We start from the raw sequence: 22,467 nt of genomic DNA, 5'->3' as shown, positions 1-22,467 counted from the left end.
TATGTAGTGGAATACAATATTAATTGATGTTTTTTGTATTATTTGTATCTGCAATTAATATATGCGGCAATTAATTTTGAATAATTGTATTAATATGGTTTTATAATGTCTGTTTTTATGATTACCATTCATGGAATCACCACTTATAGAAAAATTTTCTTAAAAAAATGCCCAACCATGCATGGTCGGGCGTTTTCTCTTTTGTGTGAGGCAAGGCGGGTTTAAAAGAGTGCCCGCTGCCTCCGGTCGAGCGGGGCTGTCACTCCCAAGCTGGCCGCTATGCGAACCACTTGACCCTCAGTGAGACCGTATTCGGCTGCGATCTCTCGAGCAATCTTGTTGGTCGCGTACTCAGATGCAATCCGTGCATTGCGCACGGCCTGGAGCGCTCTTTCCGCTTTAGGCAGCTGGAAATGAGGCAGGCCCCCATACTCCTCTGCCAGCTTTAAAGCGCCTCGACGCCAATGACTGCGGCATAGGGGTGATCTTCGGTGACACGCTCTGGGGTTGGGAAGTAAACCCGCAGCCCACCCCATTTCTGAACCAGCGCCATGGTGGCCTGCAGACTACCAGGCGCTCAAACTCCTGCAGCAGCGGCGGCAGCAGGTCAATGGGGATGGGGAAGGTCTGGGTCATTTCAATGCTGGCTGACGTTTGGCGCGATCCAGCATGGACTTCAGCGCCTCAATGACCGTGCTGGCCTGGGCGGTTGGCAGGAACTTCAGATCCGACACCGTTGTGCCTGTGGTGCGACTCACGAAGGCGAGCAGGGCGGCGGGGCTGCCGTTGCGCAGGCCGCCTGCTTCATTGAGCTTCTTCCAGAGCCACTTGATCTTTTCGGGCTGACCAAAGGGCTTGAAGCTGCGGGACTTGGGCTGATAGCCCAGCTTGGCCATGTGAGCCAGCACCTTGGCGCGACCCGCTGCATCCAGATCCGCAGAGCTGGCCACGCCCTTGATTGCAACCAGGTGGAAGCGGTAGTCATCCTCCGTCCACCCCAGGGCGGTGCGCCCCTGATGGATGCGGCTCAGCTCACGGCGGCGCTGATCTTTTGCCGCAAAAGGCGAGGTGTGAGCAACAAGAATGTGCAGTACAGTTTTTTGAGGTCTGCTTGTTAGCGAATGCTCGTGTTTGAAGGCATACGTCAAAAGCACGACGCTTGGCTCAGAAGATCTTTTTCGATGACGAAGAGTGATGAGCAGTGATCCGAAGTCTTATATGGATCAGCGAGCTATTGATATGCAGCAAAGCAACACTTGTGGTGAACTAATGCTTGCCGATTTGTCAGCCTTGGTGCCAAAGCCTGTGCTACTTTGCGCCAAAGATCGCGCAAATTTGTGCCAAAGGCCGCGCAACGCAACTCTTCAACGCAACTTGCATGGCTGTGATGTCTCTAAATGAATGCCGCAGTGCGACATTTTTACATGGCAGAAAACCGGGGAAAAAAGCCTGTTTCCCTATGAAAACACCTTGCGAAAGTTGAGCTAAATCCTTGAGTCTTGTACAAGACTTAAAAAAATCGGCCCGGTTGCGCGTAGAATTTTGTATTGTGGGAACGCATTGCATCAAGAAAGTGTCGTCCCGCTGTGTCAGGCCCCATTGCGCAAGCCCGGGATGCAGGCCCAAGGCACCTTTCCCCCTTTTTTCACAACCTGAGACAAGAGATGAGTACGCAGCAACCCACCATCATCTACACCTTGACTGACGAGGCTCCCCGCCTGGCTACCAGCGCATTCCTGCCCGTGATCCGTGCTTTCGCAGCACCGGCCGGCATCAATGTGGAGACCAGCGATATCTCGCTGGCAGGCCGTATCTTGGGCGAGTTCCCCGACTTTTTGACCGAAGCCCAACGCGCTCCGAACAACCTGGCTGAACTGGGCAAGCTGACGCTGACGCCTGAAGCCAACATCATCAAGCTGCCCAATATCTCCGCATCCGTGGGCCAGCTGCAAGAAGCGATCAAGGAATTGCAGGGCAAGGGCTACGCCATCCCCGACTATCCTGAAACCGCCACGACTGATGCCGAAAAGGACATCAAGGCACGCTACAACAGGTGCATCGGCTCTGCCGTGAACCCCGTGCTGCGCGAAGGCAACTCGGATCGCCGCGCGCCTGCTGCGGTCAAGAACTACGCCAAGAAGCACCCCCATTCCATGGGTGAGTGGAAGCAGTGGTCGCAAACCCATGTGTCGCACATGGAAGAGGGCGACTTCTACCACGGCGAAAAGTCCATGACGCTGGACAAGGCCCGCGAAGTGAAGATGGTGCTGGAGACCCAATCCGGCAACAGCATCGTTCTGAAGGACAAGGTCAAGCTGCAGGCTGCAGAAGTGATCGATTCCATGTTCATGAGCAAGAAGGCCTTGTGCGCTTTCTATGAAAAGGAAATCGAAGACTGCCGCGAGTCGGGCATCTTGTTCTCGCTGCACGTGAAGGCCACCATGATGAAGGTGTCCCACCCCATCGTGTTCGGTCACTGCGTGAAGATTTTCTACAAGGAAGCCTTCGAAAAGCACGGCAAGCTGTTTGATCAGCTGGGCGTGAACGTGAACAACGGCATGGCCAATCTGTACGAGAAGATTGAGACCCTGCCTGCTTCGCAGCGCGAAGAAATCATCCGTGACCTGCACAAGTGCCAGGAGCACCGTCCGCGTCTGGCCATGGTCGATTCCGCCAAGGGCATCACCAACTTCCACTCGCCCAACGACGTGATCGTGGATGCTTCCATGCCCGCCATGATCCGCGTGGGCGGCAAGATGTGGGCCGCTGACGGCAAGCCTTACGACTGCAAGGCCGTGATGCCTGAGTCCACCTTTGCCCGTATCTACCAGGAAGTGATCAACTTCTGCAAGTGGCACGGCAACTTCGACCCCAAGACCATGGGCACCGTGCCCAACGTGGGTCTGATGGCGCAAAAGGCCGAAGAGTACGGCTCGCACGACAAGACGTTTGAGATCGCCGAAGACGGCGTGGCCAACATCGTGGACATCGCCACCGGCGAAGTGCTGCTGAGCCAGAACGTGGAAGCTGGCGACATCTGGCGCATGTGCCAGGTCAAGGATGCTCCTATCCGCGACTGGGTGAAGCTGGCTGTGACCCGTGCCCGCAACTCCGGCATGCCTGCCGTGTTCTGGCTGGACCCCTATCGTCCCCACGAAGCCGAGCTGATCAAGAAGGTGCAGACCTACTTGAAGGAATACGACACCAACGGCCTGGAAATCCACATCCTCTCGCAAGTGCGCGCCATGCGCTACACGCTGGAGCGCGTGGCCCGCGGTCTGGACACCATTTCGGTGACCGGCAACATTCTGCGTGACTACCTGACCGACCTGTTCCCGATTCTGGAACTGGGCACCTCGGCCAAGATGCTGTCCATCGTGCCTTTGATGGCCGGTGGCGGCATGTACGAAACAGGTGCTGGCGGCTCCGCTCCCAAGCATGTGCAGCAGCTGGTGGAAGAAAACCACCTGCGCTGGGACTCGCTGGGTGAATTCCTGGCCCTGGCCGTCTCGTTTGAAGACCTGGGCATCAAGGAAAACAATGCCCGTGCCAAGCTGCTGGCCAAGACTCTGGATGAAGCCACCGGCAAGCTGTTGGACGAGGACAAGTCGCCTTCGCGTCGCACCGGCGAGCTGGACAACCGTGGCTCGCAGTTCTACATCGCTCTGTACTGGGCCCAGGCTCTGGCTGCTCAGAGCGAAGATGCAGAACTGGCGGCCAAGTTCGCCGCTCTGGCTAAAACTCTGGCCGAGAACGAAGCCAAGATCGTGGGCGAGATGAAGGAAGTGCAAGGCAAGGCTGCCGATATCGGCGGCTACTACATGCCCGACGTGGCCAAGCTGGACGCCGTGATGCGCCCCAGCGCCACCTTCAACGCCGCCATCGCGTCGGTGTAAGCCAGCTTGCCTCGCAGAGCGGGTTGCCCCGCCTGCGTGCAGGCTGTGCCCATAAAAAGCCGGTGGACCTGAAAAGGTCTCCGGCTTTTTTGTGTCCGGTCTCAGTAGTTGCTATATAAATAGAAGCTGCCTGCGCATGATGTATAAGCGCTGCAGCTTGACTTGATTCGAATTTATGAAAGGCGTTCCATGTCGCTGTATCAGTGTCCGTGCTGCGACTATTTCTCGCTGGATGATCGTGGCGAGTACAGCATCTGCAGCGTCTGCTTCTGGGAAGACAGTGGCTGGGATGTGGACTGCCCGGATAAATACTCCGGCCCCAACCATATGACGCTGCGCGAAGGTCGGCGCAACTTTCAGTACTTTGGTGCCTGCGATTACCGAATGCGCAAGAGCGTGCTCCCACCGGCAGCGCGCAGCCACTATCGGCATGGACCGCGCGTTCTGAGTAAAGTGGCCTCAATCCGCATGGGGCAGTGATTGCCGTGCCTCGTCAACCCAGCGCAGAAATCGTATGCTTGGATGCTGGCGCAGCAGCGGATAGCGTTGGCGGTGGTAGCAGTCCCAGTAACTGGCGGCCTGCTGCTTGCAGGTAGTCACAAACTCGGGGTTCTCGGCAGCAAAACGCCCGTAGCTGTGCGGCGATAGCCTATGGGTCTGGGCTGTCAGATGCTCGGCAATTTCCAGCACATACTCGCCAGCCGCACGGACCACAAACGGCAGCACCCAGTCGCAGTCATGCGCCAGTAGCTGGCGCAGACAGGTTTCGCGCACATGGCCGTTGGCGTGGCGGCTGCCCAGGCACAGGGCCAGTTGCTGTGTGGGGCCGCTGCTTTTTTGAATGCATTGCTGCAGCTCACGTTCGTCGTAGTACACGCGGTAGGGAGCATGCAGCAATTGGCCATCAATCCTTACCGTGAAGCCGGGGCAGGGCTCAAGCGCTTGCGATTTTTCCAATCTCCGCAGCAGGGCAACGGCGATATCGCTCAGTGCCTGTGGAAACCGCGGCTGGCAGGGCATGAAGGATGCGGGCTCTGGCGGTGCTTAGCGATTGAAGGGAGCGCCGCCCAGTTTGGTGCCGGCCTTGATGCCGCGCTTGGTGAACCAGCCCTGGTTCATCTCCAGCACATAGCGCACGGGCTTGGCCGAGCAGTGGGAGTCTTCGCTCATGGGCTTCATGTCGGCCAGATTGACGATGGTGCCGTCATCGGCCACAAAGGCCGCCGTCAGAGGCAGGATGGTATTGCGCATCCAGAAGCACTGAACGCCGGGCACTTCGAAGACAAAGAGCATGCCTTCTTGCTGCGGCATCTCCTTGCGGAACATGAGGCCGATCTCGCGCTGCTGCGGCGTGACGGCCAGTTGGGTGTCGATGCGGTACATGCCGGCAGTCAGGTCGATGCGGCGCAGATTCATCTGGGGCTGACCTTCGTCGCGGGCCATGGCGGGGCTGCCGAACAGGCCCAGCAGGGCGGTACAGGCCAGGGCCAGCAACGGAGCGCGCCAGCCGGATTTGGGGATTGTCTTGGTGGGGAGGTTCTTCATGAGCCTTGCATGCCAAACAGGAAGTCGGAAGTTGCAAGCCTATAGCAATCCGCGTGGGTTGCGGCGCAAATCGCTGTCGCAAATAGGCGGCCGGAGCCGGTCTGCAAAATGCAAAGTCTGCAGAGCTTTCCGTTCGGCAGGCTTTGGCGTGAGTCAGGTCCGGCGTACAGAGGCTTGGAGTGCTGGTATCGCCGCACCGGCCTTCAGCGCGCAATCAGGCTGGCTTGTGCATCTTTTTGGTGCTGTGCTGCATATGATGCTTTTTGGCAGGTTTTGCCTTCATATGCTTGACTGTGGGCGCCGCTGCTGCTGCGGCAGGGGAGGTGGCAGGCTGCGCCGGCGCGGCGGCTTGAGCAAAAGCGCCAGCAGCGAACGAACCGGCAATCAGGACAGCGAGTAGTTTTTTCATAGATGCCAATTTCCCAAAGATGCGGCAATGCCAGGTTTCAGATTGAAGTGCGGAGCAGCCCATCTGCCCCTCACATCCCCTCAACGGCGGTCCTGTGCCGCCGTTGACAGATTTTTATGCGGTATTTCTTAAAATTTGCTTAGAGCAAGGTGCCAAAATCGGGGGCAAGAAACAGCACCAAAAAGGTGCGCCACCGCGCAGTATTCAAGACTAGGAGATTCCACAGCATGAGCACGTCCCAGCACATCCAGGTTCCGCCGCAGGGTGAGAAGATCAGCGTCAACGCGGACAAGACACTGAATGTTCCGAATCAACCCATCATTCCGTTCATCGAGGGCGATGGTGTCGGTGTTGATGTGACGCCGGTGATGCGCAAGGTGGCTGACGCTGCCGTTGCCAAGGTATATGGCGGGCAGCGCAAGATTGCCTGGATGGAGGTGTATGCGGGTGAGAAGGCCACGCGCATCTACGGCCCCGATGTCTGGCTGCCCGAGGAAACCGTGGCTGCCGTGCGCGACTATGCCGTGTCTATCAAGGGCCCGCTGACCACGCCCGTGGGCGGCGGCATCCGCTCGCTGAACGTGGCGCTGCGCCAGGAGCTGGACCTGTATGTCTGCCTGCGCCCCGTGCAGTACTTCAAGGGCGTGCCTTCGCCGCTCAAGGAGCCCGAGAAGACAAATATGGTGATCTTCCGCGAGAACTCGGAGGACATCTACGCGGGCATCGAATACGCGGCCGGCAGCGAGAAGGCGAAAAAGCTCATCGACTTCCTGGCCAAGGAATTGGGCTCCAACAAGATCCGCTTTCCCGAAACCTCGGGCATCGGGATCAAGCCCGTCTCGCGCGAAGGCACTGAGCGCCTGGTGCGCAAGGCCATCCAGTACGCCATCGACAACAACAAGCCCAGCGTGACCCTGGTTCACAAGGGCAACATCATGAAGTACACGGAAGGCGCTTTCCGTGACTGGGGCTACGCGCTGGCGCAGCGCGAGTTCGGTGCCGAGCTGATCGACGGCGGCCCATGGTGCCGCATCAAGCACCCGAAGACGGGCAAGGACATCATCATCAAGGACTCGATCACCGACGCCTTCTTGCAGCAGATTCTGATGCGCCCGGCCGAATATTCGGTGGTGGCCACGCTCAACCTCAACGGCGACTACATCTCCGATGCGCTGGCCGCGCAGGTGGGCGGGATCGGCATTGCTCCCGGCGCCAATCTGTCGGAGAGCATTGCCTGCTTCGAAGCCACCCACGGCACGGCGCCGCGCTATGCGGGCAAGGACTATGTGAACCCCGGCTCCATGATTCTGTGCGCCGAGATGATGCTGCGCCACATGGGCTGGCGCGAGGCAGCGGATCTGATCGTCGAGTCGCTGGAAAAAGCCATCCAGAGCAAGCATGTGACCTACGACTTTGCCCGCCTGATGGACGGAGCGACCCAGGTTTCATGCTCGGGCTTCGGGGATGTGGTGATCTCGATGATGGACTGAGCTGTGCTGCCTGCCCGGCAGCTTGCAGGAGCTGCCGGCACGGCGATCTCAGCGGCCGCACCGTCTCCACGGTGCGGTTTTTTTATGCCTGCGGCCTGGCGCTTGTAGTCCTGAGGCTGGCGTGCAAAGCCTCGAAAGTATGTCGATGTGTATCGGCTTTAAAGCGTGCAATACACAAATGGCAATTAATTTCAGGTGAGGCTATGGCTCCTTCATCCAATGACGGGCGCTGGTACTGGCTTGCAGTGGCGTTGCTGATGCTGCTGATGGGTCTGTACATGACCATAGGCGGCGGTGTGCTGCTGGGCAAGGGAGGCAGCTGGTACTTTGTGCTGATGGGGCTGGCGCTGCTGGCATCGGCCACACTTCTGCTGGCGCGGCGCAGGGCCGGAGCCCATGTCTATGCGCTGGCCTTTGTGCTGACCCTGGTATGGGCCTGGTGGGATGCGGGCTGGGAGTTCTGGCCACTGGTCTCGCGCCTGATGGTGTTTGCCGTGCTGGGCCTGCTGGTGGCCCTGGGCTATGCACAGCTTGAGGCGGGCAAGCTGGTCATGAACGACTACGGACGCCTGGGGGCCGCAGTGTCGGTGGTGGTGCTGGGCCTGGGCATCGTCGCGACGGCCGTCAGTGCCTTCTCGCCCAAGGGCGTGATTGCCCCCGAGGTCACCGAGGTGCCGTCGGTCAGCTCCATGGAGCTCAAGCCTTCGGACTGGACGGATTGGGGGCAAGGTCCCGCAGGCCAGCGTTTTGCGGCCCTTGAGCAGATCAGCCGAAACAATGTCGACAAGCTGGCCGTGGCCTGGACGGCACGCACCGGCGATGTACCGCAAAGCACGGGCTCGGGTGCCGAAGATCAGAACACGCCGCAGCAGATCGGTGACCGTCTTTATGTCTGCACGGCCTACGGCAAGGTGCTGGCACTGGATGTGGACACGGGCGAGGAGAAGTGGAAATTCGACCCCGAGGCCAAGTCACCCAACTGGCAGCGCTGCAGAGGTCTGGGTTACTTCGATGGCAACGAGGCCACCATCAAGGCCTCGGGCGCCCTTGGCAAGCCCGCAGATGCTGCGCCAGGCTGCAGGCGTCGTCTGTTTTTGCCCACCATCGATGCGCGCCTGATCGCGCTCGATCCCGATTCCGGCAAGCCATGCACCGACTTCGGCAAGGAAGGTGTGCTGGATCTGACCCAGGGCATGGGCGAAGTCAAGGAGGGCTGGTATCAGCAGACCTCGGCGCCGCTGGTGGCCGAGAACCTGGTGATCGTGGGCGGCCGCGTGGCCGACAATTTCTCGACCGACGAGCCCTCGGGCGTGGTGCGTGCCTTTGATGTGCACAGCGGCAAGCTGGTCTGGGCCTGGGACCCGGGCAATCCCGACATCACCGGGCAGCCGCCGCAGGGGCAGACCTACACGCGCAACTCGCCCAATGTCTGGGGCGGCATGTCCTATGACGCCAGGCTGGGCCTGGCCTATCTGGGTACGGGCAATGCGACGCCGGACTTCTATGCGGCCCAGCGCACGCCGGAGATGGAGAAGAACAGCTCCGCCATCGTGGCCATGGATATCAGGACCGGCAAGCCGCGCTGGCTCTACCAGACCGTGCACCACGATCTGTGGGACTTCGACATCCCGTCCCAGCCCGCTCTGGTCGATGTGCCCAATGCCCAGGGCGGGGTGGACCCCGCGCTGCTGCAGGTGACCAAGCAGGGCATGATCTTCATGCTCAACCGCGAGAGTGGCGAGCCTCTGGCAGAGGTGCAGGAGCTGCCCGTGCCGCAAGGCCATGTACCTGGCGAGCGCTATGCACCGACCCAGCCGCATTCCACAGGCATGCCCAATATCGGCAACCAGACCCTCAAGGAGTCCGATATGTGGGGGGCCACGCCCTTCGATCAGCTGCTGTGCCGCATTGCCTTCAAGGACATGCAGCATCAAGGCGTGTTCACGCCGCCAGGCATGGGGCCGACGCTGCAGTTTCCGGGCTCGCTGGGCGGCATGAACTGGGGCAGCGTCTCCATAGACCCGATCAGCCAGACCATGTTCGTCAACGATATGCGCCTGGGCCTGGCGAACTACATGATTGCGCGCGCCGATATGAAGCCCGGCGCCAGCGGCATCGAGATGGGAGCCGTGCCCCAGGAGGGCACGCCGTTTGGCGCCATGCGCCAGCGCTTTCTGTCGCCGCTGGGCATTCCCTGCCAGAAGCCGCCCTTTGGCACCATGACGGCGGTGGACCTGAAATCGCGCCAGATCAAATGGCAGGTACCCGTGGGCACGGTGCGCGACACCGGCCCTCTGGGCATTCCCATGTGGCTGCCAATTCCCATCGGCATGCCCACGCTGGGCCCCTCCATGGCCACCAAGTCGGGGCTGGTGTTCTTCGCGGGCACGCAGGACTTTTATCTGCGCGCCTTCGACAGCGCCAACGGCAAGGAGATCTGGCGCTCGCGCCTGCCCGTGGGCAGCCAGGGCGGGCCGATGAGCTATGTCTCGCCCAGAACCGGCAGGCAGTATGTGGTGATCACCGCCGGCGGTGCACGCCAGTCGCCCAAGCGCGGCGACTATGTGATCGCCTATGCCCTGCCGCAATAGCGAAGGCAATAGCGAAGGCAATAGCGACGGGGCGGGGAGCCGCCGGCAGCCGGGCTGCAATGCGGCAGCGATATTATAAAATGATAGCTGCTTGCGCTTGATATATAAGGAACTTGGATTGAATAATGTCTGAGTTCTTTGACTATCAAGCGCTGCAAGCTATGAATAAAAGAGTGACTGCCGCGCGGGCTATGCCACTCAGCGCGGTGGCAGCTCGCAGCCGTCGGGGCCGCAGCTGGGGTCGCCACTGGTGTGGGTGTCGCCGGCCTGCTGCTGATTGAGCTCGGCAATCTGCTCGGCCCAGGCGGCCAGCTGCTGCTTCCAGCCGTCGACATCGCCCAGCCATTCGCCGATCTCGATGCGCTGCACGGCGCGCTGGCCAGCCTGCTCGGGGTGGTCGAACTCCAGCGCCAGGGTGGGGAAGCCCTGGCCCTGCACCATGCCCAGCCATTGGCGGCTGTCGGCAATGTGCTGCTCGGTGGCCGCACCGCTTTGCTCGGCGTAGGCCGCGTCATAGGCTGCGCTGTCCAGACCGATGCCGGCCGCCAGCTCACGCAGCACGGCGGGCTCGCTGATGCGGCGGCCCTCCACGTAATGGGCTTTTTGCTCGGCAGCCAGCATCTCCAGGCCCTTGCCGGCCAGCGCTTGGGCGGCCAGCAGGGCCGTGGTCGGGGGCTCGGAGTCCAGCGGCGCGCCAATGTCATTGAGCAGGCCGTTGAGGTAGGCATCGCCAAAAGGCTGGCCCGTCATCTCGGCAATGCGCTGGTCGCTGGGCATGACTTTGTCACGCCAGTCCGCGGTGATGGTGCGCGTGTGGGCTCCGGTCAGCATGCCGCCGGCATGCCATTGAACCTCGATGCCGGGCACTTCGCGCGCGGCCTTGACCAGCGGGGCGGCGGCATAGCACCAGCCGCACAGGGGATCGAAAATATAGTGAAGCACCAGGGCGGGCAGCTGGGATGTGTTCATGGTTGGACGACCAGCAAGGTCGGTGGATTTTGCAGACAAGCTTCAATGTAAGCGCTGCCGGGGCCGCCGTGCCGCAACGCGGGCGATGACCTTGGCGCCGGTCTTGGCAAAATGGCTGCATTGTCCTCAGCTTGTTTGTCTGCCCATGCGCCTGAATGTCACGCCACCGCCCCAGTCCTCGCCAGAGTCCGAGCCTTCCCCGCAATCCGTGGCACGGCGCAGCACAGTGCTGTTTTTGCTGTTCTGGCTGGTGGTCATGGCCGTGATGTATCTGGCCATGCAGCATTTCCTCAAGCCGGCCCAGGCCAAGGTTCTGGCCGATGGCACGGTGCGCATAGAGCGTGGCATGGACGGGCATTTCCGCGTCAAGGGCTATGTCAACGATCAGCCCGTGACCTTTCTGGTCGACACCGGGGCCACCTCGGTCAGCGTGACCGATGCACTGGCCGAGCGTGCCGGCCTGGAAGGCGGCGAGAAAGTGCGTTTTCGCACGGCCAACGGCGAACGTGACGGCCGCATCGTCACTGCCGACGAGGTCCGCATCGCCAGCCTGCGTGTGCGCGACGTGCGCGTGGGCACGGGCTATACGGGCGACGACAGCGAAGACGCCTTGCTGGGCCAGAACTTTCTGCGCTTCTTCGATGTGCAGATGAGCGGCGATGAAATGCTGCTGCGCCCGCGCAAGTGAGTGCAGCGAAGACCCTGGCCGTGATTTTGCGCACTTGTGCGAGTCATGGGCCGAGGCAGCCCAAAAGCGATCGCAGACTGGATTAAAGTAGGGCGCTTTGCCAACCGGCAAACAGGAATAGTGCACCTTGCGGGGGCCTCACACGGGCCTCTTGCTGTTGCTGCACTCGCCGCTCATGGGTGAAAGACATGTTCCGGGACTGTTGCCATTCAATGGACCGCAGGCGAAAGCTGGCTGCGGCAGACGACACTCAATGGACTGGTTAACCCAACTCTTCAAAGCCCTCAACGATATTGTCTGGGGCGTTCCCATGATCGTGCTGATTCTCGGCACGGGTTTTTATCTGCAGATCCGCCTGGGCTTCATGCCGCTGCGCAACATCGTGCGCGGCTTTCGCATGATCTGGCGCAGCCGCCGTCCCGGCGACAAGGCCGATGGCGACATCACTCCCTATGCCGCGCTGATGACGGCACTGTCCGCCACCGTGGGCACGGGCAATATTGCCGGCGTGGCCACGGCCATTGCCGTTGGCGGCCCGGGCGCACTGTTCTGGATGTGGATGACGGCGTTGCTGGGCATGGCTACCAAGTATGGCGAGGTGGTGCTGGCGGTGAAGTACCGCGAGAAAAACGACCACGGCCAGTGGGTGGGCGGCCCGATGTACGCCATCAAGAACGGCCTGGGCAGCAAGTGGAAGTGGCTGGGTACGCTGTTTGCCATCTTTGGCGGTCTGGCCGGTTTCGGCATCGGCTCCATGGTGCAGTCCAACGGTATTGCATCGGCCATGCACACGGCTTTCGGTCTGGAGAACTGGATCACGGGTCTGGGCCTGGCCGTGCTTACCGGCGCAGTGGTGCTGGGGGGCATCACCCGCATCGGCGCGGTGGCCGAAAAGCTGGTGCCTGCCATGTGCGTGGCCTATGTGATCTGCGTGCTCTATGTGCTGGGCGTGTACCTGGACCGCATTCCGGCTGCTTTTGCACTGATCTTCGAGCAGGCCTTCAACCCCACGGCGGCCACGGGTGGCTTTGTGGGCTCCACGGTGCTGATGGCCATCCGCATGGGCGTGGCGCGCGGCATTTTTTCCAACGAAGCGGGCCTGGGCACGGCCGGCATCGCCCAGGCAGCTGGCGCCACGCGCGACCCCGTTTTCTCGGGGCTGGTGGGCATGATGGGTACCTTTATCGACACCATCATCGTCTGCACCATGACCGGGCTGGCCATCGTGGTCAGCGGCGTCTGGAATTCAGGCGCTACCGGGGCCGTGCTGTCCACCCAGAGCTTCGAGGCCGCCATGCCCGGCGTGGGCAAATATGTGCTGGCCGTTTCGCTGTCGGTGTTTGCCTTCACCACGATTCTGGGCTGGGCCTATTACGGTGAAAAATGCTGGACCTATCTGGTCGGCACCATCTGTGAAAAGCCCTTCCGCATCTTCTGGACCATCAGCGCCTTTGTGGGTGCCGTGGCCACGCTGGACTTTGCCTGGCTGGTCGCCGATACGCTGAATGCGCTGATGGCGATTCCCAATCTGATCTCGCTGCTGCTGCTCTCACCCGTGATCGTGCAGCTCACGCGCGAATACTTTGCGCGCCAGGATAATCAGGCCTGACCATTTCGGTAGCTTTAGGCACTTGACGCACAAGTGCTTGAGCTTGACCTGACCTCACCTCTCACAGGGCGCAGTTGTGCAAGCAGCTGCGCCCTGTGCTGTTTTGGGGCGGTGGCTGAAGCTGCCCCGCATATCTGCGAAAATACCCCCCACACAGGGAATGACTGTTGCGCGAAATCTTGCTGCAGCCGTTGTGCGTATCGAGGCTCGATCCACGCCCTTGCTTCGTGGCCTGCCGGGCTTCATCTTGAGATGAGACTGCAGGTTTTTCATGTTGCCGAGCCTCAGGTCGAATCGCCGCGTTGTCGCGATTCCCGCTTTGCGCCCGACCACACGCCATTGCCCGGCAGCCATGCAGGCCGTCAGGCGCAGCCATGGATAGTCTGCCGTGTCCCACCGCCAGCCCGTTCGCGTTCCCGAACGTCACCAGTTTGATGCATTGATCGATGCCCGCTCGCCCGCCGAGTTTGCGCAGGACCATATCCCCGGCTCCATCAACTGTCCGGTACTGAGCAATGCCGAGCGCGCCGAGATCGGCACCATCTACAAGCAGGTCAGCCCTTTTGAGGCCAAGCGTCTGGGGGCGGCCTATGTGTCGGCCAATCTGGCACGCCATCTGCGCGAAACCTTTGCCGACAAGCCTGCCAACTGGAAGCCCCTGGTCTATTGCTGGCGCGGCGGTCTGCGCAGCGGCTCCATGGTGACCTGGCTGCGTCTGGTCGGCTGGGATGCACAGCAGCTGGCCGGCGGCTACAAGGCGTTTCGCGGCCATGTAATTGCGCAGCTTGAAAGCCTGGTGCCGCAGCTGCAGATGCGCGTGCTGTGCGGCGCCACCGGCTCGGCCAAGACCCGCGTGCTGCATGCGCTGGCCCAAAGCGGCGAGCAGGTGCTGGACCTGGAGGGCTATGCCAGCCACAAGGGCTCCTTGCTGGGCGGCCTGCCCGGCATCGAGCAACCCAGCCAGAAACGTTTCGAGACCCTGATTGCCGAGCAGCTGGAGAGCTTCGATCTCTCGCGCCCCGTCTATGTGGAAGGCGAGAGCGCCAAGATCGGCCGCGTCGGCCTGCCGCTGGTACTGGTGCAGCATCTGCACAAGGCTGCGGTCATCGAGGTGCGTGCAACGGCGGCCGCACGTCTTTCCTATCTGCTGCGCGACTATGCCTACCTGGGCGACGATCCCGAAGTGCTGGCCACCAAGCTGGGCTGGCTCAAGGAGCTGCAGGGCAAGGAGACCGTGAGCCGCTGGCAGCAATGGGCTCGGGAAGGGGAGCTGCCTGCGCTGTTCGAAGAGCTGATGCTGCGCCACTACGACCCGCACTACGAGCGCTCCCAGTCGAATCACTTCGAACAATGGCCCCGGCGCCAGGTGCTGGAGACAGACCAGCTCTCGGACGAGGCCATCGCTGCTCTGGCGCAGCAGATCATTGCGATGCAGGCGCGCTGAGCTGAGCTGAGCTGGTGGTTCAAACCTGCCAGCTGAAACGGGCCGGTGCGGTGCGGATTAGTCCAGCCCCATCACCATCAGCACCTCGTCAAAATACTCGCCGTCCACATACAGGGCCGCAGGCTCCAGCCCATATTCGCGAAAACCTGCCTGCTCATACAAGCGTAGTGCGTTGCCGTTGCCGGCATTGCAGCCCAGCATCAGCTGTCGCAAGTTCAGCGCTCTGCCGTGCTCAACAGCAGTCTCCAGCAGGCGGCAGGCCAGGCCCTGGCCTCGGGCCGGTGCAGCCACATACATGGCAAAGAGATGGCCTTTGTGCGCGGTCTTCTCTCCCTGGTCGCGATGCAAGCCCAGGCTGGCGCAGAGTCTGCCGTCTGCATCAAAGCCTCCCCACATGGCCTGACCCTGGGCGCCGCTGAAGCGGCTCAGCAGCTGCGCATCGGCCAGTGCCTGCTCGGTCGCGGGCGTGGCGCCGAAGGCGGCGGGGCATTCTGTCAGGGCCTGCAGGCGCAGGGCTCGATAACTGCAAAGATCGGACTCGCTCAGCTGGCGTATGGCATAGGACATGGGCCGAGTTTAGACATGCTCGGCAAAGATGGGCACCAGCGACAGCAGCAGCAGACCGGCCATCACGCCGTTGAACATGCGCAGTGCCTGTGGCGTGCGCAGTGCGCGCCCCACGGTGCTGCCGAACAGGGTCCAGACGCTGATGCTGGGATAGTTGACCAGGCCCAGCACCAGGGCCGACAGCATCAGGTTGACAAAAAAGCCTTCGCGCGGCGTGTAGGTCGCGACCACACCCACGGCCATGATCCAGGCCTTGGGGTTGACCCACTGGAAAGCGGCGGCCTGCCAGAAGCTGAATGGGCGGCTGCCCGACTGGCCCTGGTCCACGCCCCCGGCACGGGCGATTTTCCATGCCAGCCAGATCAGATAGGCCGCGCCCACATATTTGAGCAGGGTGTAGATGCGTGGCTCGGCCTCGAACAGCTTGCCCAGCCCCGCGCCGATCAGCAGCACCATGATGACCACGCCCAGACAGATGCCCAGCATATGCGGCACGCTGCGGCGGTAGCCGAAAGTGGCGCCAGAGGCCGTCAGCATCACATTGTTGGGGCCGGGCGTGACGGAGCTGACAAAGGCAAACATGGCCAAAGGCAGGATGAAGGCAGAGGATTCAGGCAGAAATGACATGGCGAACCTTGGGGCTGCATAAGCGTTGTGCCTCTATACTAAAAGCTTGAATCAGTACACTATCAGTACACTTTTGCAGGCCAGTTCATGAGCTGGCCTGCTCTAATTGACCTGACACTTTGAGAAAGCGCGTCATGCTGGATGCACATATCGACGGCGGGACAGCGACTCCGGCAGCCTTGCCTGTGGCCGCTACGGCATCCCTGGGCTGGCAGCCCATGCGCTCCAGTGCAGCAGGCCTGGTGGAGCAGTTGGTCGAGCATTTCGGCGGGCTGATCCGCAATCATGGCCTGCGTGTGGGCGTGCGCCTGCCTTCGGTGCGGGCGCTGGCGGAAAGCGCAGGTGTCAGTCGCGACACCGTGGTCCAGGCCTACGACAAGCTGGCAGCCCAGGGTCTGGTGCAATCGCGTCGCGGCAGCGGTTTTTATGTAGCGGCCCAGCGCCGCGTGATGGAGCCTGCCGCCGTGGCTGCCGCCTCGGCGCAGCCGGCAGACTTCGACACCGCTTATTTGCTGCGCGGCATTTTTCGCGACGACAGCGCGGGCACCGGAGGCGCGGGCTGCCTGCCTTCGAGCTGGATGGACCAGGGCCTGATCACCGGCGCCATGCGTGCCATTACCCGTAACAATGTGCGGGCCGAGCAGAGCTTTCTCAGCTATGGCCATCCCCAGGGTTTTTTGCCGCTGCGCCAGCAGATAGCCTCGAATCTGCAGGCCCAGGAGGTGCCGGCCCATCCCGAAGCGAATCTCATGACGGTGGGCGGCGTGACCCATGGTCTGGACCTGGTCGTGCGCTGCTTTCTCAAGCCCGGCGATACCGTGCTGGTCGAGGACCCGGCCTGGTTTCTGATCTTCGGGCGGCTCAAGTACATGGGCGTGAACGTCGTCGGCGTGCCGCGCCTGCCCGGCGGGCCCGATGTGGCGGCCCTGGCATCGCTGGCCCAGAGCCACAAGCCCAAGCTCTTCATCCTCAACACGGCGGTGCACAACCCCACGGGGCTGAGCCTGTCTGCCGGCGTGGCCCACGAGGTGCTGCGCATTGCCGAGCGCCATGATTTCCTGCTGGTCGAGGACGACACCTATGCCGAATTCCTGGGCGCCATGCCGCTGCGACTGGCGGCCATGGACAGATTGCAGCGCGTGATTCTGGTGGGGGGCTATTCCAAGACCTTGTCGGGCGGCCTGCGTGTAGGCTATATCGCGGCCAAACCCGAGTATGTGCACCGCCTGACCGACATGAAACTGCTGGCGGGCCTGACCTCTTCGCTGCCGGCGGAGCAGATCGTGCACCATATTTTGGCCGACGGCTCCTTTCGCAAGCATGTGGACCGGCTGCGCGAGCGGGTGGACCGCGCGCGCGGGCGCTGTCTGCGCAAGCTCGAAGCGCTGGGCTGCCATGCGGAGTACGAGCCCGTGGCCGGCACTTTTGCCTGGGTCGACTGCGGCGTGGATACCGAGGTGCTGGCGCGTCAGGCGGCGCTGAGCAATCTGCTGCTGGCGCCGGGCCTGCTGTTTTCGCCGCAGCAGGCAACCAGCAGCAAGCTGCGCGTGCCCGTGGCAATGGCCGACCAGACCGAGCCATGGAAGGTGTTGGAGCAGATACTCAGGCAGCTGCGCAAATAGCGTCCTGGCGCGGTGTGCGGGCCCGGGCTTTGTTCACGATTGATAACAATCGCGCGTATGTGGCGTGACTGAGGCAGCGGCATCTGCTGTTATGTTTGTAGCATGACAGCAGCACGAGCTTTGCCCCATGCCGCCGCAGGCCACTGCACGCGCGATCCGCTGCGCGGTGGCTCGCGCACGGGGCGGTGGCTGCTGTCAGGGCTGGTGCTGTGCGCTGTGGCCGCTTGTTCCAGCGCACCCACGAATCATGGCGAAGTGAAGGGCGAGGACTTTCACTCGCGCGAGCTGCTTCAGTCCGACAGCAACCGCATGGCGACGCTGGCCATGAAGGAGAACCTTGAGAGCCTGTTTCTCATCATGGACAAGCTCTACCGCCGCAACCCCGTCGAATGGAAAAAGACCGCCTCCAGCCGCGAAGCGGCCATGACCTATGTGCGTATTGCCGTCATGGAGCGCCAGCCCTGGCATGAGCTGCAGGACAAGCGCGACGTGGCGGCGCTATCCCTGGCCTTGCAGCCCGAGTTCTCGGGCGACCGGGTCGCGGCGTTCGTGCATGCTGCCGCCGATATGCTGATCACCGCGCATGGCGGGCGAACCAGCTTCACGCTGATCGACGGTCTGGACCCGCAGCATGTCTTCAATGCCGCGCGCAATCTGGAGATCGCCAACTGGATTCTCAACTCCCGCAAAGCGCCCGGTGGAAAGCCCTTGCTGCTATCGAATCAGATAGCGGAAGAGGGGCGCAATCTGAGCTTCGAGCGCGAGATGGGCAAGATCATCGGCCGGCTGGATCTGGTGGCGGACTACACCACCGAGCGCTACCGGCGCTCCGTCATCGGCTATGCGCAGGGACTGCTTGCCGGTCCGTTCATGCAGTTTTTGCCCGTTCGTTAGAAACGCTTCAGACTTCACAGAGCACGATGGTGGCAATCGCAGACGAGTCTTCCATGGCACGCACGGCATGGGGCATATTGGCCGGCAGATGCATGAGTTGCTTGGGGCCCAGTTCATGCACGGTCTGGCCGATGAGAACTTCGAGTCGACCCTCCAGGCATTGCAGGCTGACGCTGCCAGGCACGCGATGCGGCGGCAGTGACTGGCCCGAGCGCAGCACGACGCGAATGACTTCCAGATCTTCCGCCTTGAAGAGCACGCTCGAGTGAGCGGCAGAAAGCCTGGCTCCGAAAGGAGCGACATCCAGAGCTTGGTGGGTGGGCGTGGAGTGGATATGGTCCATGACAGCACCTGAGCGAAAGCGGTAATAAGGCATTCTCCCCCGAGTGGGCCCCAAGTTCAATCACCGTTTTGTGACAGTGCTGTAGGGCATCAGGCCTTATCACCTCGTTTCGTTGTTCATCAGCGCTGTTTGGCGCGTATCACCGAGGTCCGGGCTCGACTGGCAGCTGTCATGCCAAGTGCCGTAGATTCTCGGCAGGCATGGGGCTGAAGCCTGCTGTCGCGAATGCTGCAACCCAGCGTTTCACCAGGATCGAATAAGCGTTCAGGAAGAACTGCCGAGGAGCCTGGATCTGCCAGGTTGCGGGCAGGTAGAAGCAGCCGTCGTGGCTGTCTTCCAGTGGGGCCGCAAAGTCGTATTGCAGGCTTTGCAAGGCGGCTTGCAATGACCGGGTCAGCATCACTTTATGCGCAGTGCTCCATGAAGCCTGGTCACAGCAGGGAAAGAAATAGCGATCGAGCAGCAGCAGCAATTGCTGGGGATCATTGGGGTCATAGGCAGCGAGTTCCTGGCCCAGAGACTCTTCCCGATCATAGATATCGAAGGGCGCCAGCAAAAGAGACGGCTCGGCATGGAACTCAATGTCGCTGCCGGGGTACTTGAGAGGCTTGGCCATGGTCAGGGGAATACAGAGAAAGCAAGGCGACAGTTTGCCATCGGGCGGTGCTTCAAACGCCGTATCCGCTCCAGCTACTTGCTCAAACGGAATGCCTTGCGCCAGCGCCAGCCCGAGCGCGAGCGAGCAGTTGTGGTGTGGCTCATGCGGCACAAGTATTGCCGCCAGGCGTAGTAGCCGCTCTTGGTCTCGCTGTCGCTGCTGCTGCTGCTGCCGCCACCTCAAGGGCACAAAGGCTGGGGACGCAGGGGCAAATCCGGCTCATTTCGTCGTGCGCAGCGGCTGGGAATGTCTGGCTGGACTTAATGATTCGCAAATCGAATCATTCATGCGGTTTAAACAATTGGACTTGAATTATTGAACGCTTCAGCATGCAGTGCAGGCACCGGATACAGGTGCCGCAGCCTGAACAAGGAGACAAGCATGAACAAGCGATTCTTACTGCGCGCCTGTGCGAGCGCAGGCCTGGCAGCCACCATGAGCATGGGCCTTGCGGGGACGGTGCTGGCTCAGGAGAGCTATCCCGCCGCCCCCATCACGCTGGTGGTGCCGTTTGCCGCGGGCAGCGGCACCGATGCGGTGGCGCGCGTGGTGGCCAACAAGCTGGGCGAGCGACTCAAGCAGCCCGTGGTGGTGGACAACCGGGCCGGGGCCAATGCCCAGATTGCAGCCGCGCACGTGGTCAAGGCCAAGCCGGACGGCTATACGCTTTTCATGACCACCAATACCTCGCATTCGGCCAATCCCTGGCTGGTCAAGGGGCTCAAGTACGACCCCGTCAAGGACTTCACGCCCGTGGCGCGCGTGGGCGAGCTGCCGTTCGCGCTGGTGGTTCATCCCTCGGTGCCGGCCAGGACCGTGGCCGAGCTGATTGCCTATGCCAAGTCGCATCCGGACAAGCTCTCCTACGGCACGCCCAACAGCACCTCGCTGGTGGCTTCGGAAACCTTCAAATACATCACGGGCACTCAGATCACCGGCGTGCCCTACAAGTCCAGCCCGCAGGCGCTGACCGATGTGATGGGCAACCAGATCCAGATGTATGTGGCCGACCTGGGCTCGGCCTGGGGCACGCTCAAGACCGAGCGCGTGCGCACGCTGGGCGTGACGGCGGCCAAGGGTTCGCAGCTGCTGCCCCATGTGCCGGCCATCGGCAAGGCGCTGCCGGGCTTCGACATCACTTCGTGGAACGGCATCTTCGGCCCGGCCGGCATGCCCAAGGCCATTGCCGAGCGCATCAACAGCGAGCTGCAGCTCATCCTCAAGGACAAGGCCGTGCAGGAGCAACTGGCCCAGGTCGGCTTTGAAGTCTGGCCCACGGCCACGCCCGACGAGTTCGCGCTCTACGTGAAGGAGCAGCTCGCCAAATGGGGGCAACTGGTCAAGCAGGCCGGCATCGAGGCGCAGTGAGATGACGAGCATGCATAGCGATAGCCGTCAGGCTGCGGGCCACACAGCGGGCCACACAGCGGGCCACACAGCGGGCCACACAGCGGGCCACACAGCGGGCCCGTCAGCGGGTACATCAGCCGGTCCCTTGGCAGGCGTCAGGATCGTGGACATGACCTCGGTGATCATGGGGCCGTTTGCCACGCAGATTCTGGCCGCCCTGGGCGCCGATGTGATCAAGGTCGAGTCGCCAGAGGGCGACAACATGCGCCATGTAGGCCCCATGCGCAACCCCGGCATGGGCCCCATTTTTCTGCAGGCCAACCAGGGCAAGCGCTCCGTGGTGCTCGATCTCAAGCAGGCCGCCGCGCGCCAGGCGCTGCTGCAGCTGCTGGCCGAGGCCGATGTCTTCATCAGCAATGTTCGGCCCCAGGCCATTGCCCGGCTGGGCCTGGACTGGCAGACACTGGAGCAGAGCCATCCGCGCCTGATCCATGTGAGCTGCTGCGGCTTCGATCAGGCTGGCCCCTATGCGGCCAAGCCGGCCTACGACGACCTGATCCAGGGGGCGACCGGCGTGCCCTGGCTGGCCCAGCAGTATGGCGGCGGCGAGCCGTCCTATGCGCCCATGACGCTGGGCGACCGGGTCACCGGCCTGCACGCGGTCTATGCGGTCACGGCCGCGCTGTATGCGCGCGAGAAGAGCGGCCTTGGGCAGGCGGTGGTCGTGCCCATGTTCGAGGCCATGACGCAGTTCATCCTGGGCGATCACATGGCCGGGCTGAGCTTCGAGCCGCCGCTGGGCGATGCCGGTTATGCGCGGCTGCTGACGCGCCATCGCAAGCCCTATCGCACCAGCGACGGCCACCTGTGCGTGCTGATCTACAACGACAAGCACTGGCACAGCTTCTTCAGCGCCATAGGCCAGGGCGAGCGCATGCGCGAGCCCATGTTTGCCACCCACGGCCAGCGCGCAGCGAATATCGATGCCGTCTATGCCGAGGTGGCGAGCCTGATGCGCGAGCGCAGCACGGCCGAGTGGCGCGCGCTGCTGGACGCGGCCGACGTGCCCAACATGCCCATGGCCTCGCCCGAGGACTTGCTGGCCGACCCCCACCATGCGGCCACGGGCTTTGTGCGCGAGATCGAGCATCCCAGCGAGGGACGGCTGCGCACCACGGCCAATCCCACGCAGTGGAGCGCCACGCCCCCGGGTCGCGACGCCAGCGCTGCGCCGCAACTGGGCCAGCACACGCTGCAGGTGCTGCGCGAAGCGGGCCTTGGCGAGGCGCAGATCGCCGCCCTGCAGGCCAACGGCGGCTGCATGCAGGCTTCATCATCCAACGACCAAAGAGAGACAGAGATATGCCCCGCTATCTGATCCGCGAGCAGGACGTACAGGGCTACAGCCCCGCCAACCACCACGGCACGGTGAACCGGCGCCTGGTCAGCCAGGCCAATGTCGGCGCGCAGCATATGGAAGTGGTGCTCGGAACGCTGGAAAAAGGCGGCGGTGCGCTGCCGCATGCCCACCCGGGCATGGAGCAGGCCTGCTATCTGCTGGAAGGCACGGCCGAGGTGGAGGTGCAAAGCCAGGGCCAGACCGAGCGCTTTGCCATGCAGGCGGGCGACACCTGCTTTTTTCCCGAGGACTGCATGCATGTGTTTCGCGTCACCAGCGACACACCTGTGCGTCTGCTGGTCATCTACAGCCCGCCCTATGCCGAGAACCCGGCGCGCGTGCGCCGGCCTGATTGATTGAAAACAA

General features: G+C 62.1%; 21 protein-coding genes. 12 read left to right on the top strand and 9 right to left on the bottom strand.

The window, feature by feature from the left end; translation table 11 throughout:
* Nucleotides 1-632 precede the first annotated feature (632 nt).
* Nucleotides 633-1,154 (bottom strand): regulatory protein GemA, encoded by a 522-nt coding sequence (locus P353_RS08835; protein WP_232776363.1) that lies wholly within the window; start codon nt 1,152-1,154, stop codon nt 633-635.
* A 510-nt stretch (nt 1,155-1,664) separates the two neighbouring features.
* Between P353_RS08835 and P353_RS08830 the strand changes: the two genes are divergently transcribed.
* Both P353_RS08830 and P353_RS28025 read left to right on the top strand, forming a co-directional pair.
* Nucleotides 1,665-3,896, top strand: coding sequence for an NADP-dependent isocitrate dehydrogenase (locus tag P353_RS08830; protein WP_034368141.1), 2,232 nt, complete (start codon nt 1,665-1,667; stop codon nt 3,894-3,896).
* Nucleotides 3,897-4,085: 189 nt separating this feature from the next.
* On the top strand, nt 4,086-4,376 hold the full coding sequence (locus P353_RS28025) for a CPCC family cysteine-rich protein (RefSeq protein WP_080750496.1): 291 nt from the start codon (nt 4,086-4,088) through the stop codon (nt 4,374-4,376).
* Here the strand turns inward: P353_RS28025 and P353_RS08820 are convergent.
* The 3 genes from P353_RS08820 to P353_RS08810 all read right to left on the bottom strand — a co-directional run bounded on the left by P353_RS08820 (nt 4,356) and on the right by P353_RS08810 (nt 5,913).
* Entirely contained in the window at nt 4,356-4,853 is a 498-nt protein-coding gene (locus P353_RS08820; protein ID WP_232776361.1) for a hypothetical protein, read from the bottom strand. The two genes, P353_RS28025 and P353_RS08820, sit on opposite strands and share 21 nt — an antisense overlap.
* 87 nt (nt 4,854-4,940) lie before the next feature.
* The gene (locus P353_RS08815; RefSeq protein WP_034368133.1) at nt 4,941-5,441 is read right to left on the bottom strand and encodes a DUF192 domain-containing protein; all 501 of its coding nucleotides are present in this window, start codon (nt 5,439-5,441) and stop codon (nt 4,941-4,943) included.
* 214 nt (nt 5,442-5,655) lie between these two features.
* Complete coding sequence (locus P353_RS08810) at nt 5,656-5,913, bottom strand: hypothetical protein (protein ID WP_232776359.1); 258 nt, start codon at nt 5,911-5,913, stop codon at nt 5,656-5,658.
* A 164-nt stretch (nt 5,914-6,077) separates the two neighbouring features.
* On the opposite strand from P353_RS08810, the gene icd reads away from it, so the two are divergent.
* Together icd and P353_RS08800 are read left to right on the top strand one after the other, a co-directional pair.
* Nucleotides 6,078-7,340, top strand: coding sequence for an NADP-dependent isocitrate dehydrogenase (gene icd, locus P353_RS08805; RefSeq protein ID WP_034368127.1), 1,263 nt, complete (start codon nt 6,078-6,080; stop codon nt 7,338-7,340).
* Nucleotides 7,341-7,543: 203 nt separating this feature from the next.
* Nucleotides 7,544-9,931 carry a membrane-bound PQQ-dependent dehydrogenase, glucose/quinate/shikimate family gene (locus P353_RS08800; RefSeq protein ID WP_034368124.1) on the top strand — a complete coding sequence of 796 codons (2,388 nt, stop codon included), beginning with the start codon at nt 7,544-7,546 and terminating at the stop codon, nt 9,929-9,931.
* Nucleotides 9,932-10,129: 198 nt separating this feature from the next.
* On the opposite strand, the gene P353_RS08795 is transcribed toward P353_RS08800, so the two are convergent.
* The gene (locus P353_RS08795) at nt 10,130-10,900 is read right to left on the bottom strand and encodes a DsbA family protein (protein WP_034368121.1); all 771 of its coding nucleotides are present in this window, start codon (nt 10,898-10,900) and stop codon (nt 10,130-10,132) included.
* 145 nt (nt 10,901-11,045) lie between these two features.
* On the opposite strand from P353_RS08795, the gene P353_RS08790 reads away from it, so the two are divergent.
* The 3 genes from P353_RS08790 to mnmH all read left to right on the top strand — a co-directional run bounded on the left by P353_RS08790 (nt 11,046) and on the right by mnmH (nt 14,641).
* Nucleotides 11,046-11,588, top strand: a complete 543-nt coding sequence (locus P353_RS08790) for a retropepsin-like aspartic protease family protein (protein WP_034368118.1) — start codon at nt 11,046-11,048, stop codon at nt 11,586-11,588.
* Nucleotides 11,589-11,841: 253 nt separating this feature from the next.
* On the top strand, nt 11,842-13,197 hold the full coding sequence (locus P353_RS08785) for an alanine/glycine:cation symporter family protein (RefSeq protein ID WP_003054063.1): 1,356 nt from the start codon (nt 11,842-11,844) through the stop codon (nt 13,195-13,197).
* A 388-nt stretch (nt 13,198-13,585) separates the two neighbouring features.
* Nucleotides 13,586-14,641 carry a tRNA 2-selenouridine(34) synthase MnmH gene (mnmH, locus tag P353_RS08780; protein ID WP_034368115.1) on the top strand — a complete coding sequence of 352 codons (1,056 nt, stop codon included), beginning with the start codon at nt 13,586-13,588 and terminating at the stop codon, nt 14,639-14,641.
* Between the two features lie 57 nt (nt 14,642-14,698).
* On the opposite strand, the gene P353_RS08775 is transcribed toward mnmH, so the two are convergent.
* Both P353_RS08775 and P353_RS08770 read right to left on the bottom strand, forming a co-directional pair.
* Nucleotides 14,699-15,208, bottom strand: a complete 510-nt coding sequence (locus P353_RS08775) for a GNAT family N-acetyltransferase (protein WP_034368110.1) — start codon at nt 15,206-15,208, stop codon at nt 14,699-14,701.
* A gap of 9 nt (nt 15,209-15,217) precedes the next feature.
* The gene (locus tag P353_RS08770) at nt 15,218-15,835 is read right to left on the bottom strand and encodes a LysE family translocator (protein WP_003067454.1); all 618 of its coding nucleotides are present in this window, start codon (nt 15,833-15,835) and stop codon (nt 15,218-15,220) included.
* Nucleotides 15,836-15,969: 134 nt separating this feature from the next.
* On the opposite strand from P353_RS08770, the gene P353_RS08765 reads away from it, so the two are divergent.
* Both P353_RS08765 and P353_RS08760 read left to right on the top strand, forming a co-directional pair.
* Nucleotides 15,970-17,457: a PLP-dependent aminotransferase family protein gene (locus P353_RS08765; RefSeq protein ID WP_034368107.1), complete on the top strand. Its 1,488-nt coding sequence runs from the start codon at nt 15,970-15,972 to the stop codon at nt 17,455-17,457.
* Between the two features lie 102 nt (nt 17,458-17,559).
* Entirely contained in the window at nt 17,560-18,351 is a 792-nt protein-coding gene (locus P353_RS08760) for a hypothetical protein (protein ID WP_034368104.1), read from the top strand.
* Nucleotides 18,352-18,358: 7 nt separating this feature from the next.
* Here the strand turns inward: P353_RS08760 and P353_RS08755 are convergent, their stop codons facing one another.
* Complete coding sequence (locus P353_RS08755; RefSeq protein WP_034368347.1) at nt 18,359-18,694, bottom strand: cupin domain-containing protein; 336 nt, start codon at nt 18,692-18,694, stop codon at nt 18,359-18,361.
* Between the two features lie 169 nt (nt 18,695-18,863).
* A complete protein-coding gene (locus P353_RS08750) occupies nt 18,864-19,463 on the bottom strand; it encodes a hypothetical protein (RefSeq protein ID WP_232776357.1) in 600 nt (199 codons plus the stop codon).
* A gap of 270 nt (nt 19,464-19,733) precedes the next feature.
* Here P353_RS08750 and P353_RS08745 point away from each other — a divergent pair, with 270 nt between their 5' ends.
* Genes P353_RS08745 through P353_RS08735 form a run of 3 tightly spaced genes read left to right on the top strand, consistent with a single transcriptional unit; the run spans nt 19,734 to nt 22,457 of the window.
* Nucleotides 19,734-20,720 carry a Bug family tripartite tricarboxylate transporter substrate binding protein gene (locus P353_RS08745; RefSeq protein WP_034368101.1) on the top strand — a complete coding sequence of 329 codons (987 nt, stop codon included), beginning with the start codon at nt 19,734-19,736 and terminating at the stop codon, nt 20,718-20,720.
* 1 nt (nt 20,721) lies between these two features.
* Nucleotides 20,722-22,080 (top strand): CaiB/BaiF CoA transferase family protein, encoded by a 1,359-nt coding sequence (locus P353_RS08740; RefSeq protein WP_080750495.1) that lies wholly within the window; start codon nt 20,722-20,724, stop codon nt 22,078-22,080.
* Nucleotides 22,065-22,457, top strand: coding sequence for a cupin domain-containing protein (locus tag P353_RS08735; protein WP_034368098.1), 393 nt, complete (start codon nt 22,065-22,067; stop codon nt 22,455-22,457). Before P353_RS08740 ends, P353_RS08735 begins: the two co-directional genes overlap by 16 nt.
* Nucleotides 22,458-22,467: the final 10 nt, after the last annotated feature.

The sequence above is a fragment of the Comamonas testosteroni genome (assembly GCF_000761245.1).
Lineage (GTDB): Bacteria > Pseudomonadota > Gammaproteobacteria > Burkholderiales > Burkholderiaceae_C > Comamonas > Comamonas testosteroni_C.
Note: the sequence above shows the minus strand (reverse complement) of the source record. Positions and strands in the feature narration are given on the sequence as shown.